This is a genomic window from Dactylosporangium cerinum (assembly GCF_042653625.1).
In the GTDB taxonomy this organism is placed as follows: Bacteria; Actinomycetota; Actinomycetes; order Mycobacteriales; family Micromonosporaceae; genus Dactylosporangium; species Dactylosporangium cerinum.
In genome coordinates this window covers 234,442-260,130 of sequence record NZ_JBHSIU010000037.1, presented here as the reverse complement: position 1 = coordinate 260,130, position 25,689 = coordinate 234,442, and the positions used below count along the sequence as shown (strand labels likewise).

Annotated in this window: 28 protein-coding genes; 17 read left to right on the top strand and 11 right to left on the bottom strand. The window is 72.5% G+C overall.

From position 1 onward, the window contains the following. Nucleotides 1–4: 4 nt before the first annotated feature. Nucleotides 5–1,378: a DUF1996 domain-containing protein gene (locus ACFPIJ_RS27810; RefSeq protein WP_380118887.1), complete on the bottom strand. Its 1,374-nt coding sequence runs from the start codon at nt 1,376–1,378 to the stop codon at nt 5–7. An 81-nt stretch (nt 1,379–1,459) separates the two neighbouring features. After that, a complete protein-coding gene (locus ACFPIJ_RS27805) occupies nt 1,460–1,870 on the bottom strand; it encodes a MerR family transcriptional regulator (RefSeq protein ID WP_380118884.1) in 411 nt (136 codons plus the stop codon). 56 nt (nt 1,871–1,926) lie between these two features. Between ACFPIJ_RS27805 and ACFPIJ_RS27800 the strand changes: the two genes are divergently transcribed. Next, complete coding sequence (locus tag ACFPIJ_RS27800; RefSeq protein WP_380118882.1) at nt 1,927–2,775, top strand: SDR family NAD(P)-dependent oxidoreductase; 849 nt, start codon at nt 1,927–1,929, stop codon at nt 2,773–2,775. On the opposite strand, the gene ACFPIJ_RS27795 is transcribed toward ACFPIJ_RS27800, so the two are convergent. After that, nucleotides 2,756–3,403 carry a response regulator gene (locus ACFPIJ_RS27795; protein ID WP_380119168.1) on the bottom strand — a complete coding sequence of 216 codons (648 nt, stop codon included), beginning with the start codon at nt 3,401–3,403 and terminating at the stop codon, nt 2,756–2,758. The two genes, ACFPIJ_RS27800 and ACFPIJ_RS27795, sit on opposite strands and share 20 nt — an antisense overlap. 35 nt (nt 3,404–3,438) lie before the next feature. Next, nucleotides 3,439–4,671, bottom strand: coding sequence for a sensor histidine kinase (locus ACFPIJ_RS27790; protein ID WP_380118880.1), 1,233 nt, complete (start codon nt 4,669–4,671; stop codon nt 3,439–3,441). Between the two features lie 110 nt (nt 4,672–4,781). On the opposite strand from ACFPIJ_RS27790, the gene ACFPIJ_RS27785 reads away from it, so the two are divergent. The 3 genes from ACFPIJ_RS27785 to ACFPIJ_RS27775 all read left to right on the top strand — a co-directional run bounded on the left by ACFPIJ_RS27785 (nt 4,782) and on the right by ACFPIJ_RS27775 (nt 8,074). Continuing rightward, a complete protein-coding gene (locus tag ACFPIJ_RS27785) occupies nt 4,782–5,486 on the top strand; it encodes a helix-turn-helix transcriptional regulator (protein WP_380118878.1) in 705 nt (234 codons plus the stop codon). A gap of 768 nt (nt 5,487–6,254) precedes the next feature. After that, nucleotides 6,255–6,593, top strand: coding sequence for a VOC family protein (locus tag ACFPIJ_RS27780; protein ID WP_380118876.1), 339 nt, complete (start codon nt 6,255–6,257; stop codon nt 6,591–6,593). Between the two features lie 101 nt (nt 6,594–6,694). Further along, on the top strand, nt 6,695–8,074 hold the full coding sequence (locus ACFPIJ_RS27775; RefSeq protein WP_380118874.1) for a UDP-glucose dehydrogenase family protein: 1,380 nt from the start codon (nt 6,695–6,697) through the stop codon (nt 8,072–8,074). 87 nt (nt 8,075–8,161) lie between these two features. On the opposite strand, the gene ACFPIJ_RS27770 is transcribed toward ACFPIJ_RS27775, so the two are convergent. Beyond that, nucleotides 8,162–9,343: a hypothetical protein gene (locus ACFPIJ_RS27770; protein WP_380118873.1), complete on the bottom strand. Its 1,182-nt coding sequence runs from the start codon at nt 9,341–9,343 to the stop codon at nt 8,162–8,164. After that, complete coding sequence (locus tag ACFPIJ_RS27765) at nt 9,336–9,857, bottom strand: SigE family RNA polymerase sigma factor (RefSeq protein ID WP_380119166.1); 522 nt, start codon at nt 9,855–9,857, stop codon at nt 9,336–9,338. The genes ACFPIJ_RS27770 and ACFPIJ_RS27765 overlap by 8 nt, the downstream gene beginning before the upstream one ends. Before the next feature lie 144 nt (nt 9,858–10,001). On the opposite strand from ACFPIJ_RS27765, the gene ACFPIJ_RS27760 reads away from it, so the two are divergent. Beyond that, nucleotides 10,002–10,817 (top strand): hypothetical protein, encoded by an 816-nt coding sequence (locus ACFPIJ_RS27760; RefSeq protein WP_380118871.1) that lies wholly within the window; start codon nt 10,002–10,004, stop codon nt 10,815–10,817. Between the two features lie 22 nt (nt 10,818–10,839). On the opposite strand, the gene ACFPIJ_RS27755 is transcribed toward ACFPIJ_RS27760, so the two are convergent. Then, nucleotides 10,840–11,781, bottom strand: coding sequence for a LysR family transcriptional regulator (locus tag ACFPIJ_RS27755; RefSeq protein WP_380118869.1), 942 nt, complete (start codon nt 11,779–11,781; stop codon nt 10,840–10,842). A 138-nt stretch (nt 11,782–11,919) separates the two neighbouring features. On the opposite strand from ACFPIJ_RS27755, the gene ACFPIJ_RS27750 reads away from it, so the two are divergent. Beyond that, entirely contained in the window at nt 11,920–12,627 is a 708-nt protein-coding gene (locus ACFPIJ_RS27750; protein ID WP_380118867.1) for an SDR family NAD(P)-dependent oxidoreductase, read from the top strand. 29 nt (nt 12,628–12,656) lie between these two features. Beyond that, nucleotides 12,657–13,016 (top strand): YybH family protein, encoded by a 360-nt coding sequence (locus ACFPIJ_RS27745; protein WP_380118865.1) that lies wholly within the window; start codon nt 12,657–12,659, stop codon nt 13,014–13,016. Nucleotides 13,017–13,070: 54 nt separating this feature from the next. Here the strand turns inward: ACFPIJ_RS27745 and ACFPIJ_RS27740 are convergent, their stop codons facing one another. Both ACFPIJ_RS27740 and ACFPIJ_RS27735 read right to left on the bottom strand, forming a co-directional pair. Continuing rightward, nucleotides 13,071–14,030 carry a CU044_5270 family protein gene (locus ACFPIJ_RS27740; RefSeq protein WP_380118863.1) on the bottom strand — a complete coding sequence of 320 codons (960 nt, stop codon included), beginning with the start codon at nt 14,028–14,030 and terminating at the stop codon, nt 13,071–13,073. Continuing rightward, a complete protein-coding gene (locus ACFPIJ_RS27735; protein ID WP_380118860.1) occupies nt 14,030–14,644 on the bottom strand; it encodes an RNA polymerase sigma factor in 615 nt (204 codons plus the stop codon). Before ACFPIJ_RS27735 ends, ACFPIJ_RS27740 begins: the two co-directional genes overlap by 1 nt. A 159-nt stretch (nt 14,645–14,803) precedes the next feature. Here ACFPIJ_RS27735 and ACFPIJ_RS27730 point away from each other — a divergent pair, with 159 nt between their 5' ends. The 4 genes from ACFPIJ_RS27730 to infA all read left to right on the top strand — a co-directional run bounded on the left by ACFPIJ_RS27730 (nt 14,804) and on the right by infA (nt 18,799). After that, nucleotides 14,804–16,459, top strand: a complete 1,656-nt coding sequence (locus ACFPIJ_RS27730; protein WP_380118858.1) for a hypothetical protein — start codon at nt 14,804–14,806, stop codon at nt 16,457–16,459. A gap of 181 nt (nt 16,460–16,640) precedes the next feature. Further along, on the top strand, nt 16,641–17,654 hold the full coding sequence (locus ACFPIJ_RS27725) for a fibronectin type III domain-containing protein (RefSeq protein ID WP_380118856.1): 1,014 nt from the start codon (nt 16,641–16,643) through the stop codon (nt 17,652–17,654). Between the two features lie 186 nt (nt 17,655–17,840). Continuing rightward, a complete protein-coding gene (locus tag ACFPIJ_RS27720) occupies nt 17,841–18,575 on the top strand; it encodes a GNAT family N-acetyltransferase (protein WP_380118854.1) in 735 nt (244 codons plus the stop codon). Then, complete coding sequence (infA, locus tag ACFPIJ_RS27715; protein ID WP_203847703.1) at nt 18,575–18,799, top strand: translation initiation factor IF-1; 225 nt, start codon at nt 18,575–18,577, stop codon at nt 18,797–18,799. Before ACFPIJ_RS27720 ends, infA begins: the two co-directional genes overlap by 1 nt. Nucleotides 18,800–18,854: 55 nt before the next feature. Here the strand turns inward: infA and ACFPIJ_RS27710 are convergent, their stop codons facing one another. Further along, nucleotides 18,855–19,652 (bottom strand): tetratricopeptide repeat protein, encoded by a 798-nt coding sequence (locus ACFPIJ_RS27710; protein WP_380118851.1) that lies wholly within the window; start codon nt 19,650–19,652, stop codon nt 18,855–18,857. A gap of 899 nt (nt 19,653–20,551) precedes the next feature. On the opposite strand from ACFPIJ_RS27710, the gene ACFPIJ_RS64585 reads away from it, so the two are divergent. Then, complete coding sequence (locus ACFPIJ_RS64585) at nt 20,552–20,920, top strand: hypothetical protein (RefSeq protein WP_465252338.1); 369 nt, start codon at nt 20,552–20,554, stop codon at nt 20,918–20,920. Between the two features lie 51 nt (nt 20,921–20,971). Further along, nucleotides 20,972–21,229, top strand: coding sequence for a hypothetical protein (locus ACFPIJ_RS27700; RefSeq protein WP_380118849.1), 258 nt, complete (start codon nt 20,972–20,974; stop codon nt 21,227–21,229). Between the two features lie 31 nt (nt 21,230–21,260). On the opposite strand, the gene ACFPIJ_RS27695 is transcribed toward ACFPIJ_RS27700, so the two are convergent. Next, nucleotides 21,261–21,905, bottom strand: coding sequence for a TetR/AcrR family transcriptional regulator C-terminal domain-containing protein (locus ACFPIJ_RS27695; protein ID WP_380118847.1), 645 nt, complete (start codon nt 21,903–21,905; stop codon nt 21,261–21,263). A 54-nt stretch (nt 21,906–21,959) separates the two neighbouring features. Between ACFPIJ_RS27695 and ACFPIJ_RS27690 the strand changes: the two genes are divergently transcribed. From ACFPIJ_RS27690 to ACFPIJ_RS27675, 4 genes are all read left to right on the top strand, one after another. Continuing rightward, the gene (locus ACFPIJ_RS27690) at nt 21,960–22,184 is read left to right on the top strand and encodes a hypothetical protein (protein WP_380118845.1); all 225 of its coding nucleotides are present in this window, start codon (nt 21,960–21,962) and stop codon (nt 22,182–22,184) included. Between the two features lie 61 nt (nt 22,185–22,245). Next, nucleotides 22,246–23,010, top strand: coding sequence for an ABC transporter ATP-binding protein (locus ACFPIJ_RS27685; RefSeq protein WP_380118843.1), 765 nt, complete (start codon nt 22,246–22,248; stop codon nt 23,008–23,010). Next, nucleotides 23,007–23,189 (top strand): hypothetical protein, encoded by a 183-nt coding sequence (locus ACFPIJ_RS27680; protein WP_380118841.1) that lies wholly within the window; start codon nt 23,007–23,009, stop codon nt 23,187–23,189. Before ACFPIJ_RS27685 ends, ACFPIJ_RS27680 begins: the two co-directional genes overlap by 4 nt. Further along, the gene (locus tag ACFPIJ_RS27675) at nt 23,186–25,669 is read left to right on the top strand and encodes an ABC transporter permease (RefSeq protein ID WP_380118839.1); all 2,484 of its coding nucleotides are present in this window, start codon (nt 23,186–23,188) and stop codon (nt 25,667–25,669) included. Before ACFPIJ_RS27680 ends, ACFPIJ_RS27675 begins: the two co-directional genes overlap by 4 nt. Nucleotides 25,670–25,689: the final 20 nt, after the last annotated feature.

Sequence of the window (25,689 nt, the reverse complement as noted above, 5' to 3'; positions counted from 1 at the left end):
CGGGTCAGAACGTCCCGGCGGTGTTGCACTTCGCCTTCTGGACGATGCAGTTCTTCACCCGGTGCCCCTGCGCCGCGTTGTCCCAGGCGAAGAACGAGTCACCGTGGAACGACGAGGCCATCCCCGACGACAGCGTGAACCCGTCGGCGGATCCGGGCGTCGGGTACGCGATGACGAACGACACCGACGGGATCGCCACCGGGAACGCGCCGGAGCACGTCCCGTCGTACGTGTAGGCGACGTGTCCCTTGTGCGTCGGGCTGTCCAGGTGTACACCGTCCCAGCAGTCCTGGAACACCAGCTGGAACAGCAGTGAGGCGCCCGGCGCGCACCGCGGCCAGTTGCCGTCGGCGCTGCGCCCGATCTCGCCGCCGGGCCCCGCGCAGTAGAACTGGTTGACCGTGCCGGCCGGGGTCGGCGCCTGCAGCTTCGCGTCGCCGGCGATCATCCGGAACCCCTGCGGGAACGGCACCGTGCGGCTGGAATCGGTGAGGCGCGAGCCGTAGTAGACGACGACGGCCTTCGGCTCGACCGCCACGCCGCGTTCGTACAGCGTCGGCACCCAGTACGCGGAGAGGTCCGGCGCCGGCGCGCAACTGGTGCCGGCGTTCGCCAGGAGCGTGTCGGCGGTGCTGTTCGCGTCGGTGCTGCGGTTGCCGATAAAGCTGTGCATGTGCGACGCGCCGGGCAGTCCCGGGAAGACGATCGGGTCGTCCTTGCGCGAGTGGCTGTACGTGCACGACGCGTTGAACTCCGGCACCCGGACCGCGTTCGCGGGCGCGGGGTCCATGGGCATCGCGTTGAACGCGGCGAGCTGCGCGTTCCACTTCGCCTGGTCGACGTCGACCCAGCCGGTGGACGAGGGCGTGGCGGAAGGGGTACCGCCGCCGCCGCCCGAGGTGAACGAGAACCAGTTGATGTTCACGAAGTCGCCGCCGCCCGGGCTGCGCAGCACCGCGAACACCGCCTGCGGCCCGGCGGTGGCGTGCGTGCCGGTCGCGGACAACGTCGTCCACGCCTGCCAGCCGCCGGTCGCCGCGACCGGGAACTGGGCGAGCAGCGGACCGCTCACCGACCCGGTCCGCAGCTCGACGGTGCCGTTGCCGACCGCGGACGCGACCCGGGCGGCGGCGGTGAGCGTGCCGGCGGGGCCGAGATCGACGCCGTCGAACCGCATCCAGTCGCCGTTGGCGAGGTACGCGACGTTCTGGCCGCCGCCGGTGTCGACGGTCGTCTCGACCTGGACACCCGACTGCGCGGCGAACGCCTCGGCCTGCACGGTCACGGTGGTCGCCGCGTCGGCGAAGTTCACTGCGGTGACGGTGACACCGGCGAGCACGACGGCGAGGACACCGACCGTGCGCCTGAATCTGGACATGATGCTCCTCCTGGCGGGGAAGGGGGATTGACCACCTTCCACGCTAGGAACCCGGCCGTGGTTACGCCTGAGCCCAAAGGTTCATGCGGGGGGCCCAATTCCCGTCCACAGGTCGGTGGCGGTGCCGGCGCGGACGTGCTGCTCGTACACCGCGACCTTGCCCACGATCAGGTCCAGGCAGTCGGTCAGCTCGGCCATCTTCCGTTCGATCCGGAGCTGATGGGCGCGCAGCAGCTCCAGCCGCTCGGCCTCGTTGCCCGGCCCCTTCCTGACCAGGTCCGCGAACTGCCGGATCGCCTCCAGCGGCATGCCCGAGGCCCGGAACTTCGTGCAGACCTCGAGCCAGTCCAGGTCCGCCTGCCCGTACACCCGGCGGTTCTTCGGGTTGCGGTGCACGTCGGTGGTGAAGAGCCCTTCCCGCTCGTACATCCGCAACGTGTGCACGCTCAGACCGGTGCGTTCGGCGACCTGGCCGATACTGAGGGCCGTCATGCAGGCAGGGTAACGCCGTTGACCTAGACCGTGGTCTAGGAAATAGCGTCCGCGGCATGACCCATCCCACCGCTGACGACGTCCTGCGTGGCGTCGACCTGACCGGCCGGACCGCGATCGTCACTGGCGGCACCTCCGGCATCGGCCTGGAGACCTGCCGGGCCCTCGCCCGCGCCGGCGCCCGCGTCGTGGCCGCCGGCCGCACCGACGTCGACGGCCTCGACGTGCGCCGGCTCGACCTGGCCGACCTGGACCAGGTGCGCGAGTTCGCCGCCGGGTTCGACGCCGTGGACATCCTCATCGCCAACGCCGGGATCATGGCGTGCCCGCTCACCCGTGTCGGACCCGGCTGGGAGGCGCAGTTCGCGGTCAACCACCTCGGTCACTTCGCGCTCGTGCACCACCTGTGGCCGGCGCTGCTGCGGGGCCGGGACGCACGCGTCGTCGTCGTGTCCTCGAGCGCCGCGCCGGACGCCCCGATCCGCTGGGACGACCCGCACTTCACCACCGGCTACGACAAATGGCAGGCGTATGCCCAGTCGAAGGCCGCCAACGCCCTGTTCGCCGCGCAGCTTGACATGGTCGGTCGTTCGGCGGGGGTACGGGCAAGCTCCACCCACCCCGGCGCCATCCTCACCCCACTGCAGCGGCACCTGACCCGGGCGGAGATGCTCGCGGCCGGCTGGATCGACGAGGCCGGGCGGGCCGCGGCGTACTTCAAGACCCCGGCGCAGGGCGCGGCGACGCAGGTGTGGGCGGCGACGGACCCGGCGGCCGCGGGCCGGCACTGCGACGACTGCGCCGTCACCCCGTTCCGCCCCGACCCGGCCGACGCGGCGCGCCTGTGGACGCTGTCCGAGGCGCTCACCGGCGTCCCTGCGCTGGCTACGCTCGCAGGTAGGTGAGGACGGCCAGGACCCGGCGGTGGCCGTCGTCGGGGCCGGGCAGGTCGAGCTTGGCGAAGATGTTGCCGATGTGCTTGGCCACGGCGGCGTCGCCGACCAGCAGCGTGCGGGCGATCCACGCGTTGGACCGCCCCTCCGCCATCAGCCCGAGGACCTCGCGCTCGCGGGGCGTGAGCCGGGCGAGGGGATCCGCGGCGCGCTGCCGCGTCAGCAACTGCCGCACCACGTCGGGGTCGATGACGGTCTCCCCCGCGGCGACCCGCGTGACCGCGTCGGCGAACTCGGCGATGTCACCGACCCGGTCCTTCAGCAGGTAGCCGACGCCGGCCCGGCCGGCCGGCGCGAGGAGCTCCGCCGCGTAGGCGGTCGCCGTGTACTGCGACAGCACCAGCACCGCCGGCTGCGGGTCGCCGGCGCGCAGCGTCAGCGCCGCCCGCAGCCCCTCGTCCGTGTGCGTCGGCGGCATCCGCACGTCGGTGATGACGAGATCGGGCCGGTGCTCGGCGGCGGCCGCGAGCAGCGCCTCGGCGTCACCGACCGCGGCGGCGACGGTGTGCCCGAACCGCTCCAGGAGGCTGGCCAGGCCCTCCCGCAACAGGACGGCGTCGTCGGCGAGCACGATCCTCATGCCGGTCGACGGCAGGTTCCTCATGCCGGCTGACGTTAGGTGAGGCCGCACGGCAGATCCACTCGCAGCGTCGTCGGGCCGCCGGCCGGGCTGGTGACGGTGAACGTGCCGTCCATGACCGCGGTCCGATCGGCGAGCCCGCGCAGCCCGGTGCCGGCGGCCGGGTCGGCGCCGCCGTCGCCGTCGTCGGTGACCGTCAGCGTCAACTGCCGCCCGGCCAGGCGCCCGCTGACCGTGACCCGGGACGCACGCGCGTGCCGGACCGCGTTGGTCAGCGCCTCGCACACCACGAAGTACGCGGTCGTCTCCACCGCCGGCGGCAGCCGGCCCGGCAGCGGCAGGTCGATCTCGACGGGCACCTGGCAGCGTTCGGCGAGCTCCCCGACGGCGGCCGGCAGTCCCAGGTCGGTGAGCACCTGCGGATGGATGCCGTGGATCAGCTCCCGGATCGCGGCCAGGGCCTGCCGGGCCTGCCGTTGCGCGTCGTCCAGCAGCAGTTTGCTCCGGCCCGTCCCGCCGTCCCCGTCCAGCTCCAGCCGGGCCAGCCCGAGCGTCATCGCCAGCAGCACGAGGTGCTGCTGGGCGCCGTCGTGCAGGTCCCGTTCGATCCTGCGCCGCTCCGCCTCGAACGCGTTGAGCAGCCGCCCCCGCGACCGGGCCAGCTCCTCGACCCGGCGGTTGAGCTCGGCGTCGCGCGGCGCGAGCAGCCACCGGGCGAGGGCCGCCTGGGTCGCCGCGACGGCGCTCAACGCATACAGCCCGACCACCGCCACCAGCACCGCGACCGCCGTCGCCGCGAACGCCTCCCAACGACCGTCGATGACCAGCCCGCCGAACTGCAACGGCACCCCGGCGGCGACGAGCAACGGCGCCGCGGCCACGATCAGGCAGTCGGCGAGGATGCCCAGACCGACCAGGTCGACGAGCAGCAGCACCGACGACAGCGTCAGCACGTAGCCGAGCTCCCGCCACGTCGCGCCCTCCCCCAGCCGCGCCCGCAGCCACCCACCGAGCCCCGGCGGCGGCACCGGATGCGGGCTGGGCACCGGCGCCGGGTCGAGGATGCGCAGCCGCCGCCGCTCCACCGCGCCGACCGGCAGACCCAGGAACACCACCGCCGGCGGGAACACGACCCCCAGCACCAGCACCACCAGCAGGGTGACCCCGACGACGACGCTGCTCACCAGGTACAGCAGGCACCGCAACGGCCAGCGCGACAGCAGGAACCGGTGCGGCCTGACCGTCATCGCCTGCCACACACCCGTCACGGCACCGACCATACGGTCGCCCGGCCTTTTGCGGACGGGTGCGGACTGGAGCACCGGTGGTAGACCTGGCTCGACCGTTTCTTGTCATACCCCGTGGTTAGGCTGGCCGCGTGAATCGGACGGATCGGTTGTATGCGCTGGTCGAGGAGCTGCGCGCGGTGGCGCCCCGGCCCCGCAGCGCCCGCTGGCTCGCCACCCGTTTCGAGGTCTCGACCCGCACCATCGAGCGCGACATCGGCGCCCTGCAGGAGTCCGGCGTGCCGATCTGGGTCTCCCTCGGCCGCACCGGCGGCTATGCGGTGGACCGCTCCCGGACCCTGCCACCGCTCAACATGACCCCGGCCGAGGCGGTCGCGATCGCGGTCGCCCTGCACCGGCTCGACGGCACACCGTTCCACGACGCCGCCCGCACCGCCCTGCACAAGCTCCTGGCCGTCATGCCCGCCGCCGACGTCCGCCGCGCCGAGGACCTCGCCGGCCGGATCCACCTGGTCCACGGTGCCGACCCTGGTCCCGCGCCGGTCTCTCCCACCGTCGTGGAGGCGTTCACCACGGGACGGGTCCTCGACATCGCCTATGCCGACCGGTTCGGCGCCACCACCCGGCGTCTGATCGAGCCGGCCGGGTATCTGGGTGGGCCGCACGGGTGGTATCTGCTGGCGTGGTGCCGGCTGCGGGAGGGGATGCGCTCGTTCCGCGTCGACCGGATCCATGACGTGTCCGCCACCCCGGAGGTGGCTGATCGCCGGCCGCTGCCGGATTGTGCGATCGACGTTCCGGGGCATCTCGTCACGCGGGTTGCTATTGCTGCCTGACCGCTTGGTTGCGGTTCGCGGTTCTGGTCAGCATGACCTTCAAATATTCGCCCAACGTTGCGGGGACTTGATGGCACCGCCCGGCCGCTGGCGCGTCCGTGCGACAGGGTGGCGTGGTTCCGGTCCGTGCCGTCTTGCGGTGATGCCAAGCCAGGTCCGCACTCACATGATCCAGCGCCGTCGAGGTCGTCATTCGGTGGTGCCACACCGCCGCCGGTCACAACAGCCGCAATCTCCCCGCCCCGCCCACGCCGGACCCGACGTTCGAACTACCTGGTGGATCAGTGGTCGCGGGCGACCACTGATCCACCAGGTAGTGCAAGACTGCCGCTCCGGACCCGCCGAACAACCCGGTGCATCCTCGGTACCCGGTGAATCACTGTTGCCCCACGGGGGGGTAATCCACCGGGTAGTTCAAGATTTCCGTTCCGGAGCGCTGGTACCACCCAGTCCAGTGATCGATGGTTTTCGTTCTTTGGCTGCAGGCGGTGTTGGAGCACCGAATGATGACCTCGACGGTGCTGGATCATGTGAGTGCGGACCTGGCTTGGGATCACCGCGAGACGGCTGTCAGGGTGACCGCGCCACCCTGTCGCACGGACGCGCCAGCGGCCGGGCGGTGCCATCAAGTCCCCGCAACGTTGGGCGAATATTTGAAGGTCATGAAAACCAGAAAAACCCCGACAGGACGGTGTCGCGGAACAGGCACAGAATGAGCTCCAGATGGCCGGGAACCACCCCAGGCCAACACCAAAACAAAGGAGCACAATGAACGGCATCGGCTGGTTCCAGATCGGCGTCAGCGACGCACAGGCCGCCCACCGGTTCTACGGCGACCTGTTCGGCTGGACGTTCGCCGAGGACGAGGCATACCAGATGATCACCACCCCGGACGAGCAGTCCATCAAGGGCGGGCTGGCGGTCGGCCAGCCGGCACACGCGGTGTTCTGCGTCGTCGTGGAGGACGTGCCGGGGGTGTGCGGGCGGGCCGAGGCGGCCGGCGGCAAGGTGCTGGTGCCGCCGACGACGACGGACGACGGGCTCGTGTTCGCCAACATCACCGACCCCGAGGGCAACCACTTCGGGATCTTCCAGCCGCGGTCGTAGCCGGAGCCCGCGGGTGGCCCGCACGGGTGGGCCGCCCGCTTTGCCCCGGCCTGTGGACATCGACGGCAGGCCCGCAGGTCACGACTGTGTATCATCGGCCGGTGAAGGTATGCGTCGTGGGAACGGGTTACGTCGGCCTCACCACCGGCATCTGCCTGGCCTATCTCGGGCATGAGGTCACGTGTGTCGACCTCAACCAGGAGAAGGTCGACCTGCTCCGTGGGGGGCGTTCGCCGATCTACGAGCCGTTCCTGGACGAGCTCATGCACGAGGCGGCGCACAACCTGACCTTCACGACCGACTACGCCGAGGGCGTCCCCGGCGCCGAGGTCGTGTTCGTCGCGGTGCAGACGCCGTCGCTGCCCGACGGGCAGCCGGACCTGCGCTACCTGCGCATGGCCGCGGAGAGCATCGGCAGGACGATCGACGGCGAGTTCACCGTCGTGGTCAACAAGTCGACGGTGCCGATCGGCAGCGGCAACTGGGTCGAGTCGATCCTGCGGGAGTCGTTCGAGCAGTTCCACTCGCGGCGGGCCGCGGGCGAGTTCGCGGTCGCGTCCAACCCGGAGTTCCTGCGTGAGGGTTCGGCGATCCACGACACGCTGTATCCGGACCGGATCGTGATCGGCTCGGACAACCCGCGCAGCCTCGACGTGCTCAACCGGCTCTACCGGGCGGTGCTCAACCAGTCGTTCACGGCGCCGACGTTCCTGCCGCGGCCGGAGGAGGTCGGGGCGGTGCCGCTCGTGTCGACGGACCTCGCCTCGGCCGAGCTGATCAAGTACGCGGCGAACGCGTTCCTGGCCCTGAAGATCAGCTACATCAACGAGATCGGCAAGCTCGCCAACAAGGTCGGTGCCGACATCAACCAGGTCGCCCGGGGCACCGGCCTCGACGCGCGGATCGGCTCGCGGTTCCTGCAGCCCGGCGTCGGCTGGGGCGGGTCGTGCTTCGGCAAGGACACCGCGGCGCTGATCGCGACCGCCGCGGAGTACAGCTACGACATGCCGATCGTGTCCGCCGCCCGCGAGGTCAACCAGCGCCAGCGCGAGGAGGCCGTCAACAAGCTCCTCGACGAGCTGCGCATCCTCAAGGGGCGCAAGATCGGCCTGCTCGGCCTGGCGTTCAAGCCCAACACCGACGACCTGCGCGACTCGCCCGCGATCGACATCGCCCGGCTGATGATCGCCCGTGGGGCCCGGGTCAAGCTGCACGACCCGATCGCCGCCGACCGGTTCCGGGCCGAGGAGCCGGAGCTGGCCACGAGCCTGTGCGAGGCCGTCGACGAGGTCTTCGACGACAGCGACGCCGTCGTGCTCGTCACCGAGTGGCCGCAGTACCTGGAGCTCGACTGGGGCAAGTATGTCGGGCTGATGCGCACCCCGGTCGTCCTCGACGGCCGCAACGTGCTCGACCCGCAGCGGCTGAGCCGGCTCGGCTACACGTACCTGACGATCGCCGGGCGGCCCGTCGGCCTGTGACCCGGGCCGGTCCTCGCGGTGCGACGCTGCAACCGCGAGGGCTGCGAGGACCCGGGCACACACCCGGGCCCTCGCCCACGACCGGGTTCAGCTCACCCGGATCCGGACCGTGGCGGTGTTGTCCGCCGGGTGCAGGTCGTCGATGCCCTTGCGGTCGTTGAGCCCGATCGCCTCCACCGTGGCGTCGAACGTGCCCCCGGTGAACGCGGGGTCCACCACGGTGATGGTCATCGTCATGCTGATCTGCTCGCCGGCGGGTAGCGGCGCGTGCGGCACCGAGCCGGCCCCGAACAGCGAGGGGTCGAACACCGCGGGGTCGGCGTTGCACGCGAACGAGCAGTTCTTGATGTTGACCCGGAAGCGGCCGGACGGTTTCGGGCCGTTGTTCTTCACCGTGACCGTGGCGGTGCCGGTGCGCCTGCCGTCGGTGACCGGCCCGAGGGTCACGGCGGTGACGGTGATCCGCAGGTCCGTCACCCGGGCCGGGTCGCCGAACGCGGTCGGACCGGCGAGCTGCCGGAACTTCGTGCCGTCCCAGCCGTACTCGCGCTGCTGGTGCCGCTCGTCGTCCGGGGACGAGCCGCAGCAGGCGATGGTGTCCGAGACGTCGGCGACCACGCCACCGCCGTCGCGGGCGGTGATGTCCCGGACGTTGGCCCGCGGGCCCTCCGAGATGACGGTGCCGAGGGTGACGATGGCGCCGGACGCGTCCCGGTCGAAGGCGATGACCTGGCTCTCCGGTGTCTCACCCAGCCGGCACAGGATCAGCGCGGCGGTCTCGAGGGCCGGGTCGGCGTCGAGGTTGGTGTGCACGACCTTCGTCACCCACGCCTTGGTCCCGTTCGCGGGCGCGCTGCCGAGCAGCGTCACCGCCTTTGTCGGGCAGTCGCCGACCTGGAACGCCGAGAAGTCCACCTTGACCGCACGCAGCTGCGCCACGGAGATCACCCCGTCCGGCGGGGTGGCCGTCGGCGGCGCGGTGGACGGGCCCGCCGGGTCCGACCCGACCGGCGTCGGTGTCGGCGCCGACGTCACCGAGCCGGCCGGGTTCGGGGGCGGGTTGTTGCCGTGTGGGTCGGCCGCGAACGCCGCGATCGGCGCGACGATCAGCAACGCGCCCAGGACGCTGAGCGTGGTGAACCGCACCGCGCGGCGGCGCTTGACCGTGGCCCGCACCGCGGCGGTGCCGGGGGTGACGGCTGGGATGCCGGCCTCCGCGTCGCGGAAGTCGTCGAGGGCACCGTGGATCAGATCGTCGAACTCAGACATTGCTCCTACCTTCCTTGCGCTCCGCCAGCTGCGCGCCGAGCGCTGCGCGCCCCCGGCTCAGCCAGCTCTTGACCGTGCCCTCCGCGACGTCTTCCTGCGCCGCGATCTCGGCGACCGACAGCTCGCCGATGTAATGCAGCACCACTGCCTTGCGCAGTTGCGCCGGGATCTTCGCCAGTGCCGCCACCAGGGCCACCCGGTCCGGTGACGGCTCCTCGGCGTGCACCTCACGCTGGTTGCGCAGGAAGTTCAGCGCGGTCCGCCGCCGCCGGAAGCGGCTGGTCGCCACGTTCCACGCGACCCGCCTGACCCAGGCGGACGGATCCTCGTAGGCGCTGATGGTCTTCCATTTGCTGAACGCCCGGCAGAACGCCTCCTGCACCGCGTCCTGCGCCTCGGCCCGGTCACCGAGATACGCGAAGAGCTGTGATCGCAGGACCGGGAACGCAGCCGCGTAGAACTCGTCGAAGTCGCTGTGCTGATCGACGCTCGGCTTCGTGTCGCCGCGTGTCATTGTCGTGGTCACACTGTCCTTCCCCCCTGATGGCCGCCTCCCGTGTCGGGCGGCACCATCGACACGTCTGACGGTGCGCAGCGGTTGCGAAGATCTTTACGCCGATGCCCTCGGGGACTTGCGGGGCGGGCGCACAGTGGGCGGATGCGACGCCTCCACACGGTGCTCTCGCTGCTCGTCGCCGCCCAGGTCGCCGTGCAGGCGATGGCGCTGGCCGCTTTCGTGGCCGGGCTCAACCGGTGGATGCAGACCGGAGGGCGGGCCGGTGTCGGGAACCCGTCACGGCAACGCTCCTACGACGACGAGTCCCACGGTGTGCTGGACAAGCCCTTGCTCCTGTCCGCCGAGCGGTGGCTCGACTGGGGCCCGGCGCTCACGGTGCAGCGCCTGACGGTCCAGGTCGTCGCGCCCGCGTTGGCATTGGCGTTGGTACTGGTAGCGCTCCTACTGCGGTCCCGGCCCGAACTGGCCCGCGCCGGCGTGGTCGCGCTCGGGGTCGCCGTCCAGGCGCTGCCCGGCGTGCCCGCCGTCGCGTGGCAGGCGGCGGCCTTCGTGATCGTCGGTGCCGCCGTCCTGCCCGTCCGCCCGCGGCACTGGGCGCCGGCACTGGTGGCGGCCGGTGCGGCCGGCACGGCACTCGCACTCGCGGCGGTCGTCGGCTGGGCGCACGGGTACCTCACCCACGGCCGCGGCGGGTCGATCTGGCCCGCCATGATGGCGCAGGCGAGCAGCACCCCCGACGTGTACGCCACCTTCCAGTTCCTCGTGCTGCCGCTGCTGGCGATCGTGGCGGTCGCGGTCCGCCGGGACCGGACGGCGCTGCTGCTGCTCGGTGCCGTCGCGGTGGACACCGCCCTCGTCGTCCTCGGCGACGACAGCCCACCCCTCGCCGCCGCGCACGCCCTGCTGACCTACGCGGTGGTGATCGTCGGATGGGGCGGGCCCCGCCGACCTGCCTGAGGATGCCTACGCTGTGCGCGGATCAGCCGCCGCGCCGCGCAGCCTGGACGTCAGGGCGGAACGGGTCGCCGGGTGGGAGCCAGCTGGTGCCGGTGTCGAGGCCGAGTGTGCCGACGTCGCGGGTGAGCACGTCGACCGCGGCGCGGACCGCGGCCCGTGTCTCGGCTTCCCGGGACACGAGCGCCCAGGTCCAGCACGGCTCCGGGGCTGTGACCGGCCGCGGCACCAGGTCCGGCGGCAGCACGGCGAACTGGCCCTTCGGGCAGTTGAGGACGGGACGGCGCAGCCGGCGCACGTGGTCGAAGAAGGCGGGGCCGGTCACCCCGCCGTCGTCGATGGGCACGATGCGGGCGCCGGTGTCGCGGGCGAACTGCTCCGCGTACCGGTTCCACGACGACCAGCTGGCCGTGTCGGCGTCGATGAGCACCAGCGTGTCCTTCGCCGGCACGGCGGCGGCGTCGGTGCCGGCGGAGACGGCGAACAGCCGGTCCACCCCGATCAGGCGGGCGTCGAGGCCGCCGGCCACCAGGTCGTCGTGCTGCACCCAGCAGATCGCCAGGTCGATCCCGCCGTCGGCGACCCGCGACGCCTGCGTGTGCGACGGCATCACCCAGGCGTCGACGTGGACCTTCGCCACCCCCGAGGCGCGGGCGGCGAGGTCGGCGGGGCACCAGCTGACGTACCCGAGACGCACGGGCTCGGTGGCCGCCATGCCGGCCGCTGAACGCCGCAGCTCGTCGGCCTGTTCGAGCAGCGCGCGGACCCCTGGCAGCAGTGCCTCACCCCGGGTGGTGAGCACGACCGAGCGCCGGTCCCGGTCGAACAGGCGCACCCCGAGGTCCCGCTCCAGGCTCTTGATCTGCTGGGACAGCGACGGGCCGGCGATCCGCAGCCGCCCGGCGGCCCGGCCGAAGTTCAGCTCCTCGGCCACGGCGACGAAGTAGCGCAGCTGCCGTAACTCCACCACCGAATCGTATTGCGGCGCGAATCGGGGGTAGGAGGCTTCGCCTACCAGCAGTGAGCAAGCCGGTCGTGCGGACCGGGGCCGGACCGAGCCAGGCTGCAGTCACGCCCGTCCCGATCAGAGAACGGAACCTTCCCCATGAGCACTCCGCACGTCGCCCTCGTCACCGGTGCCTCCCAGGGCATCGGCGCGGCCGTCGCCGCCGCGTACCGCAAGCTCGGTTACGCCGTCGTGGCCAACTCCAGGTCGATCGCGCCGTCCGACGACCCGCTGCTGCTGACCGTCGCCGGCGACATCGCCGACCCAGCCGTCGGCGTCCGCGTGGTCGAGCAGGCGCTGGACGCGTTCGGGCGGGTCGACACGCTCGTCAACAACGCCGGCGTGTTCGTCGCCAAGCCGTTCACCGACTACACGGCCGCCGACTTCGACCTGGTCGCCGGCGTCAACCTGCGCGGCTTCTTCGACGTGTCGCAGCGGGCGGTCGCGGCGATGCTGGCCCAGGGTGGCGGCCACATCGTCAACGTCTCGGCCAGCCTCGTCGACCACCCCAACTCCGGCGTGCCGTCGGCCCTCGCGTCGCTCACGAAGGGTGGCATCAACGCCGTCACCAGGTCCCTGGCCGTCGAGTACGCCACCCGCGGCATCCGGGTCAACGCGGTCTCGCCCGGCATCATCCGCACCCCGATGCACGCGCCGGAGACGCATGAGGCGCTCGCCGGGCTGAACCCGGTGGGCCGCATCGGCGAGATCAGTGACATCGTCGACGCGATCCTCTACCTGGAGACCGCCGGCTTCGTCACGGGCGAAATCCTGCACGTCGACGGCGGCCAGGCGGCCGGCCACTGACCGCTCCCACATTGCCGAAGGAGCAGCTCATGACCGAGGACAGCATTCTGCGCACCGTCCTGGACGGCTGGAAGTCCGCCGTCGACGCCCACGACCCCGACCGCGTCGCGGCACTGTTCACCGGCGACGCCATCTTCCAGGGCATGCGCCCGTACGGCGTCGGCCCGGCCGCCGTCGCCGGGTACTACGCGTCGCAGCCGATCGGCCTCACCGCCGCCTACGAGCTGCGCGAGACCCGCCGCCTCGCGGACGACCTCGTCCTCGGCTACGCGTCCGTGGAGTTCTCGTTCCCCGACCGCCCGCCCCTCGCGGCGTACCTGTGCGTGATCGTCCGGGGCGGCGGCGACGGGTGGCACATCGCCCACTATCAGGTGTCCCACCTCGCCTGAACCGGCCTGGAGTGCGGCAGAGTGCGGCGGTCCCTCCGCCGCACTCCGGCCCGGCTACCGCGTGTCGCCGGGGCGGTCGACGATGATCAACTTTGCGTAGACGGCCTGGCGGTACACGTCGCCCCGGTGGCTGACGAGGTCAGCGTCGTCGCCGTGGGTCACGTGGTCCTTGATCGCGACCAGCCGCTCGCCGATGAGCTGGTACGTCTCCCGGTCGAACAGCAGCTCCTCGGACAGGTAGCCCTCGATGATCCGGCCGAGACCGATCGCCGGGCGGCCGTCGATGTTCACCGCGTCCGGGTTGACCGTCATCCCGGGCGACTGCGCCAGGTGCCGGTAGATCGCCGCCTGCACGGCCGGCGGCACGACGTACTGGCCGATGAACGCGTCCAGTTCGACGGCCAGCGACCCGGGCCCGGGCACGGCGTCCGGAACCTTGCCGGGGCTGGTCATCGCCGTGATCGTGGGCCAGGCGATCCGGTCCCAGGACTCGCCGTTCTCCCCGCGCTGCTTCACCACGAGCCGGCCGTCCTTGTAGCTCGCCATGGTCTGCCCGTCGACGCTCCACCACTCCTGGATCTTGCGGTTCTCGCTCAGGTCGGGCCTGATCGCCTCGTTCGGGTGCTCGTTCTCGTAGGCCGGCTTGTTGCGCAGCTGGAGCGTCTCGATGTACATGAACTGGTCCGGCCGCGGGTCCTTCCACGGCTTGCGCTCGGCCGTCCAGGCCGCGTTCTCCAGGTACTCGGCGGCGCTGACCGGACGGGCGAACGGCAGGGCGTCCGGTGCCGGCGCGGGCTTGTCGTCCTTCGTCACCACGACGGCGACCCCGGCCACGACGGCGACGGCGGCCGCCGCGGCGAGGCCCGCCATGATCACGAAACGGCGCCGGTTGGTGCTGGTCACTCGCTGCTCCTTCGACGACATCAGCCGCTGGAGGGCCGCCCGGGCCCGCTGCTCCGCTTCCTGACTGGGCACCGGGTCGTCCCCGAACACCTCTCGCAAGTTCACGTCCATCACTCGCTCACCTCGATCTCGGCGCCGAGCGCCTGCCGCATCTCCTGACGCGCCCGGTGCAACCGGGACCTGGCCGTGCCGGCGGGAATGTCGAGCGCCGCCGCGGCCTCCTGCTGGTTGAGCCCCGCCCATGCCACGAGCAGCAGCACCGCTCGGACCGGCTCGGGCAGCCGCCGTAACGCGTCGGCGAGTCGCCCGCGCACGGCCGTCGCGTCGAGCCGCCGCGCGACGGCGTCGGCGTGGTCGTCCGACTCCTGCGCCCCGGCGGACTTCGCCAGGGCCTTGTACCGGCGCGTCTCGGCCCGCGCGTGCCGGGCGATGAGATTCGACGCGATGCCGTACAGCCACGGCCGCACGTCGGCGCGCGCGCTGTCATAGGTGTGCCGGCGGTCGAACGCGATCAGGAACGTCTCCGACGCCACGTCCTCGGCCAGGTCGGGACCGAGGCGGCGGGCCGCGTACGCGTAGATCTGCCGGTAGTGCCGGTCGAACACGGCGGTGAACCGCTCGGGCGCCAGCTTCGCCTGCTCGATGAGGTTGGCGTCGGCGTAGGGCCCATGCGCTGTGCCGGGGTGCATCACCACGACCAAGTCCGCCTCCTCCACGTCGTCCACAGTTGCATCACACCTGGAGTTCGCCGGAGGCCGGAAAAGTGTTCGCCGGGGTGCGGGCGCCGCCGGCCCTTTACGCCCGGCGTGCGCCGGTTTCAGTGGGCATCTGGCGTTCTGGAAGGCGGGACGCACATCGAGCGGCGCCAGTGGTACAAATCCATCATGATCTCCATCTTCACCCGCGGCCTCATCCGCGGGGCGGTGACGCTGGCGGTGGCCGCCACAGCGGTCACCGGCGTGGCGTCCACGGCGCAGGCGGCCGGACCGGGCGGGAAGCTGTCGCTGTCCGCGCTGTCGTTCGCACAGTCCACTGTGAACTCCACCGCCGGCGCCGTCGCCGACGCGCTCACGTGGACCGTCAAGGACTCGAGCCAGGACGCCGTCCAGGTGTCCGGGCACGTGACCATCCGGATGTACGACGACGCCGCGGGGGCGTTCGTCGGACACGACTTCGTGATCCCGTTCTCCTACGGCAACACCTGTTGCAGCAGCGACATCGGCGCGTACGTGGACGGCACCCCGCAGGAGTCGACCTACGCCTACACGTTCGTGGTCCCGCAGTGGGCCAGTTCGTCGTCGGTGACCTGGAAGGTCACGAAGGTCACCCTCGAGGACAACCTGGGCAACACCGCCACGGTCGGCGCCGCCAAGCTCCAGACCTTCGGCTCCACGATCGCGACGACCGCAGCGGTCGACTCGGGCGCCCCGACCATCAGCGGGCTGGCGCTGTACCAGAACTCGTCGCCGCTGCGGCCCTATGTCTACGTCAACGGCACCAGCGCGCAGGTGACGTACACCTTCTACATCCAGGACTGGCAGACCGGCTTCTGGAAGGGCACGCTGAAGCTGGCCGGACCCGGCGGGCAGAGCGTGACCACCCCGTTCCAGTACACGAAGTCCGAGATGAGCACCGCGGTCACCTGCGGCGGCGGCTTCAGCGGCGGCAACGTCTACGACCTCTACTGCGGCGTCACCGTGACGCTGCCGGCCGGGTCCGCCGCCGGCAACTGGCGGGTCGCGCAGATCGTCGTGATCGACAACGCCGGCCGGCAGGCGACCTTCAAGAACCCGGCGGCCCAGTCCGTGACGGCGACGTCGAACGCGACGCTCACCGCGAGCGGCTTCGCCCTCAGCCCCAACCCGGTCAACAACTGGCGCGGCGACGTCATGGGCAGCCTGACCCTGTCGGCCGCCGGCGCCACGAAGGGCGTCTCCGCGGTCTACGTCAACTTCAGCGACAACAGCTGCACCCAGTGGGGCGCCACGACCGTCAACGCCGACGGCACCATCTCGGTCCCGGTGCGCGTCTTCTCCTCCAGCCAGGGCTGCACCGTCACCGGCATCGCCGTCGTGGACGGCGCGGCGAACGTGGCGCTCTACGGCACCCTGTACAACGCGCCGGACCCCGGGCTCGCGTTCCAGCGGGTGCCGAACACCACGCCGCCGGTCGCGACCAGCGCGACGCTGAGCCAGACCTCGATCCCGCTCAGCGAGCTGAGCGGGACCTCGGTGCAGCTGGTCGTGCACGCCGAGATCCTGACCGCGCCCATCAACAGCTACGCCTACTACATCTACAACGCCGCCGGCGAGGTCGTCAGCCAGGCCTTCGGTGGCACCGGCCAGGCCGCCGACGGCACCGTCACCATGTACCTGTACCTGCCCTGGTGGAACGGCATGGGTCCGGGCGAGTACCAGGTCGGCTTCCAGCTCAGCGACTCCAGCTACCTGTCCACCTTCTACGACGTCCTCGGCGATCCCCGCAGCCAGCCCCTCCCCGGTGGCCCGCTGACCTTCACGATCGTCGACGACTCCGCCTGACACGGCACTCCCGAAACACACCGCGGCCGGCCGTACCCCTCACGGGTGCGGCCGGCCTCGTGTTCTGCATTGACATCCATGGTTCAGGAAGGTTTCCTTACAGAACCGCGGCCGAGTCGGCGGGCGGTCCGGTTCCTGGACTTCAGTTCCTGGATTTCGGTTGCTGGATGAGGAGCGCGTTGTGCACCGGTTGACCGCTTGCCTGGCCTTCGTGGGCGCGCTCATCGTCGCGCCGGCGGCCGCCTCCGCCGCCGTACCGCCGCAACCCAACCTGCTCGCGAACTCCGACTTCGAGTCGGCGGCGCACGGCCGGCCGCTCGCCAGATGGACCTGCGACGCGGGCACGACCGCCGCCTGGGGTGGCCACTCCGGGCAGTACTCGCTCACCGGCACCCCGACGCTGACGGCGACCGCCGAATGCGCGCAGTCCGTCCCGGTGCGGCCGAGCGCCACGTACACCCTCTCCGGCTGGGTCCGGGGCGGATACGCCTTCCTGGGGACCGAACTCGGCGGCACCTGGGCGCCGCCGAGCGGTCAGTGGACCCGGCTGTCCGTCACCTTCACCACCGGCCCGACGACCACGGATGTCCGCGTCCACGTGCACGGCTGGTACGCCCAGGCCGCGTTCGCCGCCGACGACCTCGTGCTCTCCGGCCCGGACAGCCGCACCACCGTCCCGGTGCCGCCGATCGACCTCGCGCCGTCGGAGACCACCAGCCACTCGGTGCGGCTCACCTGGACCGGTTCGCCCGGTGCCAGCCGGTACCGGATCCATCAGGACGGCGTGCTGCGGGCCACCACCGCGGGCTCCGAGCCCTCCGTCGTGCTGACCGGGCTCGCGCCCGGCAGCTCGCACGTGTTCGCGGTGTCGGCGGTCAGCACCGCGGGCGAGTCGGCGCTCTCCGAGCCCGTCACCGCGAACCTCATGCCCGCCCAGGACACCCCGCCGTACGCCCCCCGTTCGCTCGTCGCCACCACCCCCGCGCCGGGCCAGGTCTGGCTGGCCTGGGAGGCGGTGCAGACCGCCGGCGACGGCTACCACGTCTACTGCGACGGGACCCGGATCGCGTGGAGCTACGGGCCGGCGTACCTGGCCGTGAACCTTCCCGCGGGCGAGCACACCTTCGAGGTGACCGCCCTGAACTCCGCCGGCGAGTCACCAAGGTCCAACCCGGTCACCGTCATGGCGCCGTGATCGGGTAATCGCTGGACGGGCGGCGGGTGTCGGGGGTAGCGTTCCGGCGACCGTGGTCCGGCCTGAGGGGGTGAGCACCGTGAACCTTGTAGCAATGTGGGTGCTCCCCATTCCCGTCACGGTCGGGCGACTGCGGTAGGTGCCGCCCGGGAGCGTCCCTTTGGGATCTCCCGAAAGGTGACACCGATGAACACACTCGTCATCACGCGCGTCGCCGAGCGGCAGTGGCATGCCCTCGACGACGACCTCGTGGTCGGCCGCGGCGACGCCTCGCCCCGCCCGGACGGCCGCCTCTTCCTGAGCGTCGACGCCTGGCACGACGACGTCTTCGCCCACCTCGCCGAGGCCATGCTGGCCGCCCTGCCCCGGCCGCTGCACACCGTCGTGGACGAGGCCGACCTCGACCTGCGAACCCGGTGGGTGCAGGCCGGCCTGACCACCCGCCGCCGCGAATGGGAGTACGTCATGCCGAGCGGCGGCGATGGCGCGGCACCACCGCCGGGCCTGACGCTCCTGCCCGTCGGCACCGCCGAGCTGGACCCGCTGCGGCACCTGGACCGCACGATCCGCGCCGAGATCGAGGCCACGATCGGTTGGGACCGGATGCCGGCGGCGGTGCTGTCCCGCCCGCTCGACCCCACCCACTACGCGGTCGCCACCGAGCTCGGCGCCTACGTCGGCCTGGCCCGATTGGCCCTGCTGCCGAGGCACACGAAGATCGGCCTCATCGCGGTCCGGTCCGACCACCGCCGCCGCGGCATCGCCCGCGCCCTGCTCGCGGAGATCCTGGCGGCCACCCAGGCCCGCGGCGCCGGGACGGTCTCCGCGGACGTGCACGAGGCCAACACGGCGGCCATCGCCCTCTTCGAGGCCGCCGGCGCGCGCCGGGCCGGCAGCAACCTCGAGCTGGTGATCCACTGATGCCCAAGGCAACCGACGGCATCCAGCTCGAGGGCACCGTCCTGGAGTGCCTGCGCGACGCCAAGTTCCGCGTCGAGCTCCCCAACGGCCACATCGTCCTGGCCCACATCAGCGGCAAGATCCGCAAGAACTACATCAAGATCCTGCCGTTCGACCGCGTGCTGGTCGAGCTCAGCCAGTACGACCTCACGAGGGGCCGGATCCTCTTCCGGTACCGCAACTAGCGCTCGGACCCAGGGGGACGGCGCCGGGCTCCCGGCGCCGTCCTCGTGCGCGCCCCTATGCCCCGCCCAACCCGTCGATCCTGACCCGCAGGTCGGCCGCCTCGACGTGGCCCAGCTCGGTCATGATGCTCAGGGCGTGCCGCCACGCCCGGCGGGCCGAGCGATGATCCCCGATCACCCGGTGGGTCTCGCCGAGCCGGGCCAGGGTGGCCGCAGCCGCCGACCGGTCACGCAGCTGCCGGTATCCGCCCACGGCCTGCTCATAGCAGCTGACCGCCCGCCGGTGGTCGCCGAGCCCGTGATGGATGAATCCGATGCTGTCCCACGCGTTGGCCTCACCGATCTGGTCGCGTGTCTCCCGCAGGATCGCCACGGCTTGCCGGCAGTTGGCCAGGGCCTCGTCGTAGCGGGCGAGCCTCGCCTGGCCCCACCCGACGCAGTTGAGCGCTCGCGCGTACCCGACCTCGTGGTCGAGTGCCCGGTACAGGTCCCGGGCCCGGCTCGCGTGGTGCAGCGTGGCGATGGAACGGCCCTGCCGGTCGTAGATCCAGCCGAGTCCGAGATGGGCGCGGGCCTGCCCGGCCCGGTCGCCGGTTTCCGCGCACAACCGCATGGCCTGCCACAGGTGCCGGCGGGCGCGATCGTAGTCGGCCAGCCCGGCGTGGACCCGGGCCAACCCCTGGTGCGCCTGCATCCGCGCCACCTGGTTGTCGAGGCGGACCGCCGCGCGCAGCGCGGCGCCGTGGGCGGCAGCCAGGTCGTCCCAGCGTCCGCTGCCCAGGTAGGCCTCCTCCAGCGTCCACGCCAGACGCCACACGTGGCCGTCGAAACCGAACCGCTCGGCCAGGCCCACCAGGGCGAACAGGCAGGCACCTTCCCGGGGCCTGCTCGTCGTCGGCGAACACCTCGGGCTCCACCCCGGGCCCGGGATCGTCGGTGTGGATCGGATCGCGATTGGGGTTGACCAGGGCGGCCGCCGCCTGCCCGGAATGCAGTTGGTGGTCGAGGAGGCGGTGGACGGCCGCCCGCCGCTGCGCCTCGGCCTCCGCGGCACCCACGAGTTCGCTCGCGTAGGCGCGCAGCAGATCGTGGCGGGCGAACCGGCCCGGTGCCTGCTCCGTGACCAGATGCGCGTCCGTCAGCTCGCGCAGCAGGATCTCGGTGTGCGGCCCGGGTGGCCCCGGCCAGACTCGCCGCGGCGGCCGCCCCGAACTCCGGCCCGGGATGCAGCCCGAGCAGCCGGAACAGTCTCGCGGCCGGGTCGCTGAGGGTCCGGTACGACCAGGACAGGACCGCCCTGAGATCGGTGGCCGGGTTGCCGCCGGTGAACCGGGCCAGGCCGCCGCTCGCCCCACGCAGCTCGTCGGCGAGCGCGCTGAGCGGGAAGGCGGGATGGGCCGCGGCCCGGGCCGCCACGATCGCCAGCGCCAGCGGTAGCCTCGCGCACCTGGCGGCGATCTCCTCCGCCGCCTGCGGATCACGGGCGACCCGCGCACCGCTGAGCAGCTCACCGGCTTCCTCCTCGGTGAACAGCGCGACCCCCAGCGGCCGGGCGCCTTCGATCGCGATGAGGCTGAGCAGCGGATTGCGGCTGGTCACGATCGTCAGTGCCGCCGCGCCGGGCAGCAGCGGACGGACCTGCTCGGCGTCGCGGGCGTTGTCCAGGACGACGAGCATGCGCCGGGTCGCGAGCAGGCTGCGGTACAGGCCGGCCTGCGCCTGCGGATCGGCGGGGCGGCGGTCGGCCGGGACGTGCAGGGCGTCGAGGAAGCCGCAGATCGCGGCGGCCGGGTCCATCGCATCGCCTGGATCGAACCCGCGCAGGTTCACATACAGCTGACCGTCGGGGAAGTGGCCGCCGACCCGGTGCGCCCAGTGCACGGCGAGGGCGGTCTTGCCCACCCCCGCGGTGCCGTTGATCGCGGCGATGCCCGCGGTCCGGGACGGCTCCGGACCGGCCGGCGTGATCATCGAGTCGAGCAGCGCCAGTTGCTCCACCCGCCCGACGAACGGGACGATGTCGGCGGGCAGTTGCCGGGGCGGCTCCGGCCGGTGGACCACGTCCCGGGGTGGGGCGGGCTCGGCCTGTCCCAGCAGGGCCAGGCGCTGGGCCCGCCGTAACTCGGGTCCCGGCTCGATGCCCAGCTCCGCAACGCCGCGAAGATCTACGTCATGTACCGCGCGGGCTACAACTGCGTCGCCACCATCGTGCAATGGGAAGCGGGCTCCCCGTCGCCCGTCGTCGCCGAGATCGACGTCGAGGGCGACGGCAAGGGCTGGATCCAGGACAGCGGCACGTTCAAGTACTACGCCGCGGTCAAGGTCTACGCCGCCGGCAAGTGCATCCGCTGGGGCGGGGCACACAGCCCCGAATACCTCGTCCAGTCCCAATCGGAGTTCCGCCAGGAGGTCTTCACCTTCTGCAGCTGACCACCGCATGGTCGCCCGGGGCCACCGTCTCTCAGCGCGCAGCCGTCTTCGACGCGGCACCCGAGATGACCACGTCCAGGCAGTCGCCGAACAGGTCGTCCACGGTGCGGCCGGGCTGGAAGTAGTCGGTGATCGCGGCGACCAGGGTCGGGTGCTGCTCGGTGAAGGTGGCCAGGTCGAAGCCTTTGAGCGCGTCGGTGTCCGGGCGGGGGGCCTGTTCCTCCAGGACGTGGCCGACGGTGAAGCGTTCGACGGTCAGGACGATCACGCGGGCCTGTCGCAGCGGGATGCCGCGCGCCACCAGGGTGCTCATGGCCAGTTCGGAGATCGCCGCCATGGTGCGGGAGAGCTGGGCGGCGGAGATGACCCGGGCGCCGTCCGGGTGGGCGAGCAGCGCCCGGCGCAGCCGCCCGGCCAGGCCGCCCAGCCAGTCCTGCCAGGGCTGCTCCGGGTCGGGTGGTGCCATGTCGGTGAACTCCTGGTCGAGGATCGCGTCGGCGATCGCGGTGACCAGTGCCGCCTTGTTGGGCAGGTGCCAGTACAGCGTCGGTGATTGCACACCGAGCCGCGCGGCGAGTTTGCGGGTCGTCACCCCGTCGAGTCCCTCGGCGTCCAGCAGTGCGACGGCCTCGGCGACGATCCGCTGTCGGTCCAGCGCCACCTTGGTACCTCCCATCGCCACTCTATCAATGCTAAAGTCTCCCTATCACTGATAGAGACGGGGTTGACGATGACCACCAAGCGCTCGTTCCGCGCCCTGCTGCACCGGACGACCCATCGGCTGCCCGGCGTCCCCGCGCATACCGAACAGCAGGGCGGACACCAGGGCACGACGGCCCACAGCGCCCCGCAGCCTTCGCCACGCCACGGGCGGAACCACGCACCGGCCCGCCCGCCCCGGTTCATGCCGGCCTGGCAGCGCCGGGTCGCGGGCCTCTTCGGGCGGGAGGTGTGATGACGGCGGCGGGTGGCGTGCCTCGCCGCGATCCGCGCGACCGCCGGCCGGTCGTGGAGCCGTGACCGCCGCGGGCCCGGCCGTCTCGCTGCGCGCCGTGCGGAAGGTCTTCGGCAGCGGGTCCGGCGAGGTCGATGCGCTGCGCTCGGTGAACGCCGACTTCGGCCGCGGCACGTTCACCGCCGTCATGGGGCCGTCCGGCTCCGGCAAGTCGACGCTGCTGCAGGTCGCGGCCGGCCTCGACCGGCCCACCGCCGGCGAGGTGCTGCTCGCCGGGCACGACCTGGCCAAGCTCAGCGAGACGAAGCTGACCCTGCTGCGCCGCGACCGCATCGGCTTCGTCTTCCAGTCCTTCAACCTGCTGCCGTCGCTGACGGCCGAGCTCAACGTCGGCCTGCCCCTGCGGCTGGCCGGGCGCAGGCCGCAGCGGTCGGCGGTCCTCGACGCGCTCGGCATGGTCGGGCTGGCCGACCGCGCCGGGCACCGCCCCGCGCAGCTCTCCGGCGGTCAGCAGCAGCGGGTCGCCGTCGCCCGGGCCCTCATCGCCCGGCCGGAGGTGGTCTTCGCCGACGAGCCCACCGGCGCGCTCGACTCGGCCGCGGGCCGGCAGGTGCTCGGCATCCTGCGCGACCTCGTCGACCGGGAGCGGCTCACCGTCATCATGGTCACCCACGACCCGCTCGCCGCGTCCTTCGCCGACCGCGTGCTGTTCCTCGCCGACGGCCGGGTCACCGGCGAGCTCACCGAACCCACCGCCGAGGCGGTCGCTGCCCGCATGTCCGGTCCGTATCCGGGGGCCAGCACCCGGCTGGAGGCCCCGTCGTGATCGCCCTGGCCTGGCAGACCGTCCGGGCCCGGGCGGGCAGCTTCGCCGGTAGCTTCGTCGCGCTCGCGTTCGGCGTCGCGCTGCTGACCGCGTCGGCGCTGTCCGCACTCAGCGCGCCCGGGCAGCAGGCGGGTCAGCCCCGTGGTGACCGCATGACTCGGCCGGAGACCCCGTCGTGATCGCCCTGGCCTGGCAGACCGTCCGGGCCCGGGCGGGCAGCTTCGCCGGTAGCTTCGTCGCGCTCGCGTTCGGCGTCGCGCTGCTGACCGCGTCGGCGCTGTCCGCGCTCAGCGCGCTCGGCACCGGCGACGGCCGCGCTGCCTGGCTCGCCCGGGCCGACGTCGTCGTCGCCGGAACAGCCTCGGCCACGCTCACCCCCGACAACGCCACCCGCAACACCGACGCCACGGGGGCGCCCGGCGTTGCGGACACCGCCGAGTCCCGGGCGCTGCCGGCCGACCTGCTCCGGCAGCTGTCCACCGTGGACGGTGACCTCGTCGTCGACCACGCCGGCTATGCCACCGTCGCGGGCGAGCCCGGCGACCGGATCCACCCCTGGTCGGTCGCGACCCTGCACCGCTTCACCTGGGCCGCCGGCGGGCCTCCGGCCGGGCCCGACGGCATCGTGCTCACCTCGCCCACCGCCCACCGGGTCGGCGACCGGGTCACCGCGCAGACCGCGGCCGGGCCCCGCGAGTTCGTGGTCAGCGGCGTGCTCGACACGACCGCGCCGGCCGCGTTCTACACCACCGACGCCGTCGCCGCCGAGCTCGCCGGCGACCGGATCGCCGCGATCGCGCTCACCGCCCACCCGGGCACCACCGCGGCCGCACTGGCCGGGCAGGTCCGCGCCGTCGCCGGCGGGGCCGTCCGGGTGCTCAGCGGCCCGGACCGGGTCGACGCGGCCCCGGACCCCGACCATCAGCTGCGCGCGGCCACGCTCATCGTGCTGGGCAACAGCGCCGGCATCGGCCTGGTCGTCGCCGCGTTCATCGTCGCGTCGACGTTCGCCTACGCCGTCGCCACCCGACGGCGCGAGTTCGGGCTGCTGCGCTCGGCCGGGGCCACGCCCCGCCAGGTCCGCCGGCTCGTGCTCGGCGAGGCGATGACCGTGGCCGTCGTCGCCTGCCTGGCCGGCGCCGCCCTCGGCTACGCCGTCGCCGCGCCGTTCGCCCGCTGGCTCGCCGCCGTCGGCCTCGCCCCGCCCGGGCACACCGCCCGGTTCATCTGGTGGGCGGTGGCCGCGGCGATCGGCGTGGGCCTGCTCGTCGCGCTCGTCGCCGCGTGGCTGTCGGCCCGGCGGGCGGGCCGGACCGGGCCGACCGAGGCCCTGCGGGAGGCCGCCGTCGACCAGCGCGCGATGACGACCGGCCGATGGATCGCCGGCCTGCTCGCCGTCGGTGCCGCCGTGCCCCTGGCCGTCGCCTTCTCCACAGTGGACACCGCCACCCTCACGGGCTACTTCTTCCTCGTGGTGCTGCTGCTCATCACCGGCTGCGCCATCCTCTCCCCGGTGCTGCTGCGGCCGCTCGTATGGCTGCTGACGGCGCCCACCGGCGGCGTCACCGGGACCCTGGTGCGGCACGGCGCGCTGACCGCGATGCGCCGCACTGCGGCCACCGTCGCACCGATCGTCGTCACCATCGGCCTGGCGGCCGGGACCCTCGCGGGCGAGTCCACCATCACCGAGACCGGGCGGGCCGCCGCGGAGCACCGCATCGTCGCCCCGGCCGTCGTCACCGGGCCGGTCTCCGAGCGGACCGTGACCGCGGTGACGCAGGCGGCGGGGGTACGGGCCGGCGTCGCCGTCACCGACCGGCCGGTGTACGTGCACGGACCCAACCCGCCGTACGACTGGACCGGCCGCTACGTCGACGGCCCGGCCCTGTCCCGCGTCGTGCACCTGCCGGTCGTCGCCGGCAGCCTCGACGACCTCACCGGCACCGGCACGGTCGCGGTGCCCGCCGGCCGCTGGCGGCTCGGCGACCCGCTGCGCATCGCGCTTGCCGACTCCACCGAGGTGTCGCTGCGCGTGGTGGCCGTCGTCGACGACCAGATCGACCTGGCCCGGACGCTGCTGCTGCCGGCCGCCCTGCTCACCGGGCACACCGGCGCGCCACTCGCCGACCTCGTCTACCTCGACCTCGAGCCGGGCGCCGACACCGGCCCGGCGACGGCCGCAGCCGCGGCGGGCGGCGGCACGCTGATGCCGACCGCGCAGTTCCACGCGACCCTCGACGCCGAGGGCGACCGGCTCAACACCCTGGCCACCGTCGCGCTGCTCGGGATGGCCCTGCTCTACACCGCCATCGGCATCGCCAACACCCTGCTCATGGCAACCAGCGGGCGGGCCCGCGACGTGGCGGTCCTACGGCTGTCGGGGGCGACGCCCGCCCAGGTGCTGCGCACGATCGGCGCGGAGGCCGTGCTCGTCACCGCACTCGGCGCGGTGCTGGCCGTGGTCGCCGTGGTGCCCGCGGTCGCCGGCCTCGTGCTCGCGCTGCGAGTCAGGAACCCGGACGTGCTCCTCGCGGTCCCGTGGTGGCCGTTGGCCGCGATCGCCGGCACCTGCCTCGCCATCGCACTGGCCGCAAGCCTGATCCCAGCAGCCGTCCTGGTCCGCCGGCAACCCGCCGACCTGGCAAGCACCTGGGAGTAACGGCATGAGCGCACCCGCGG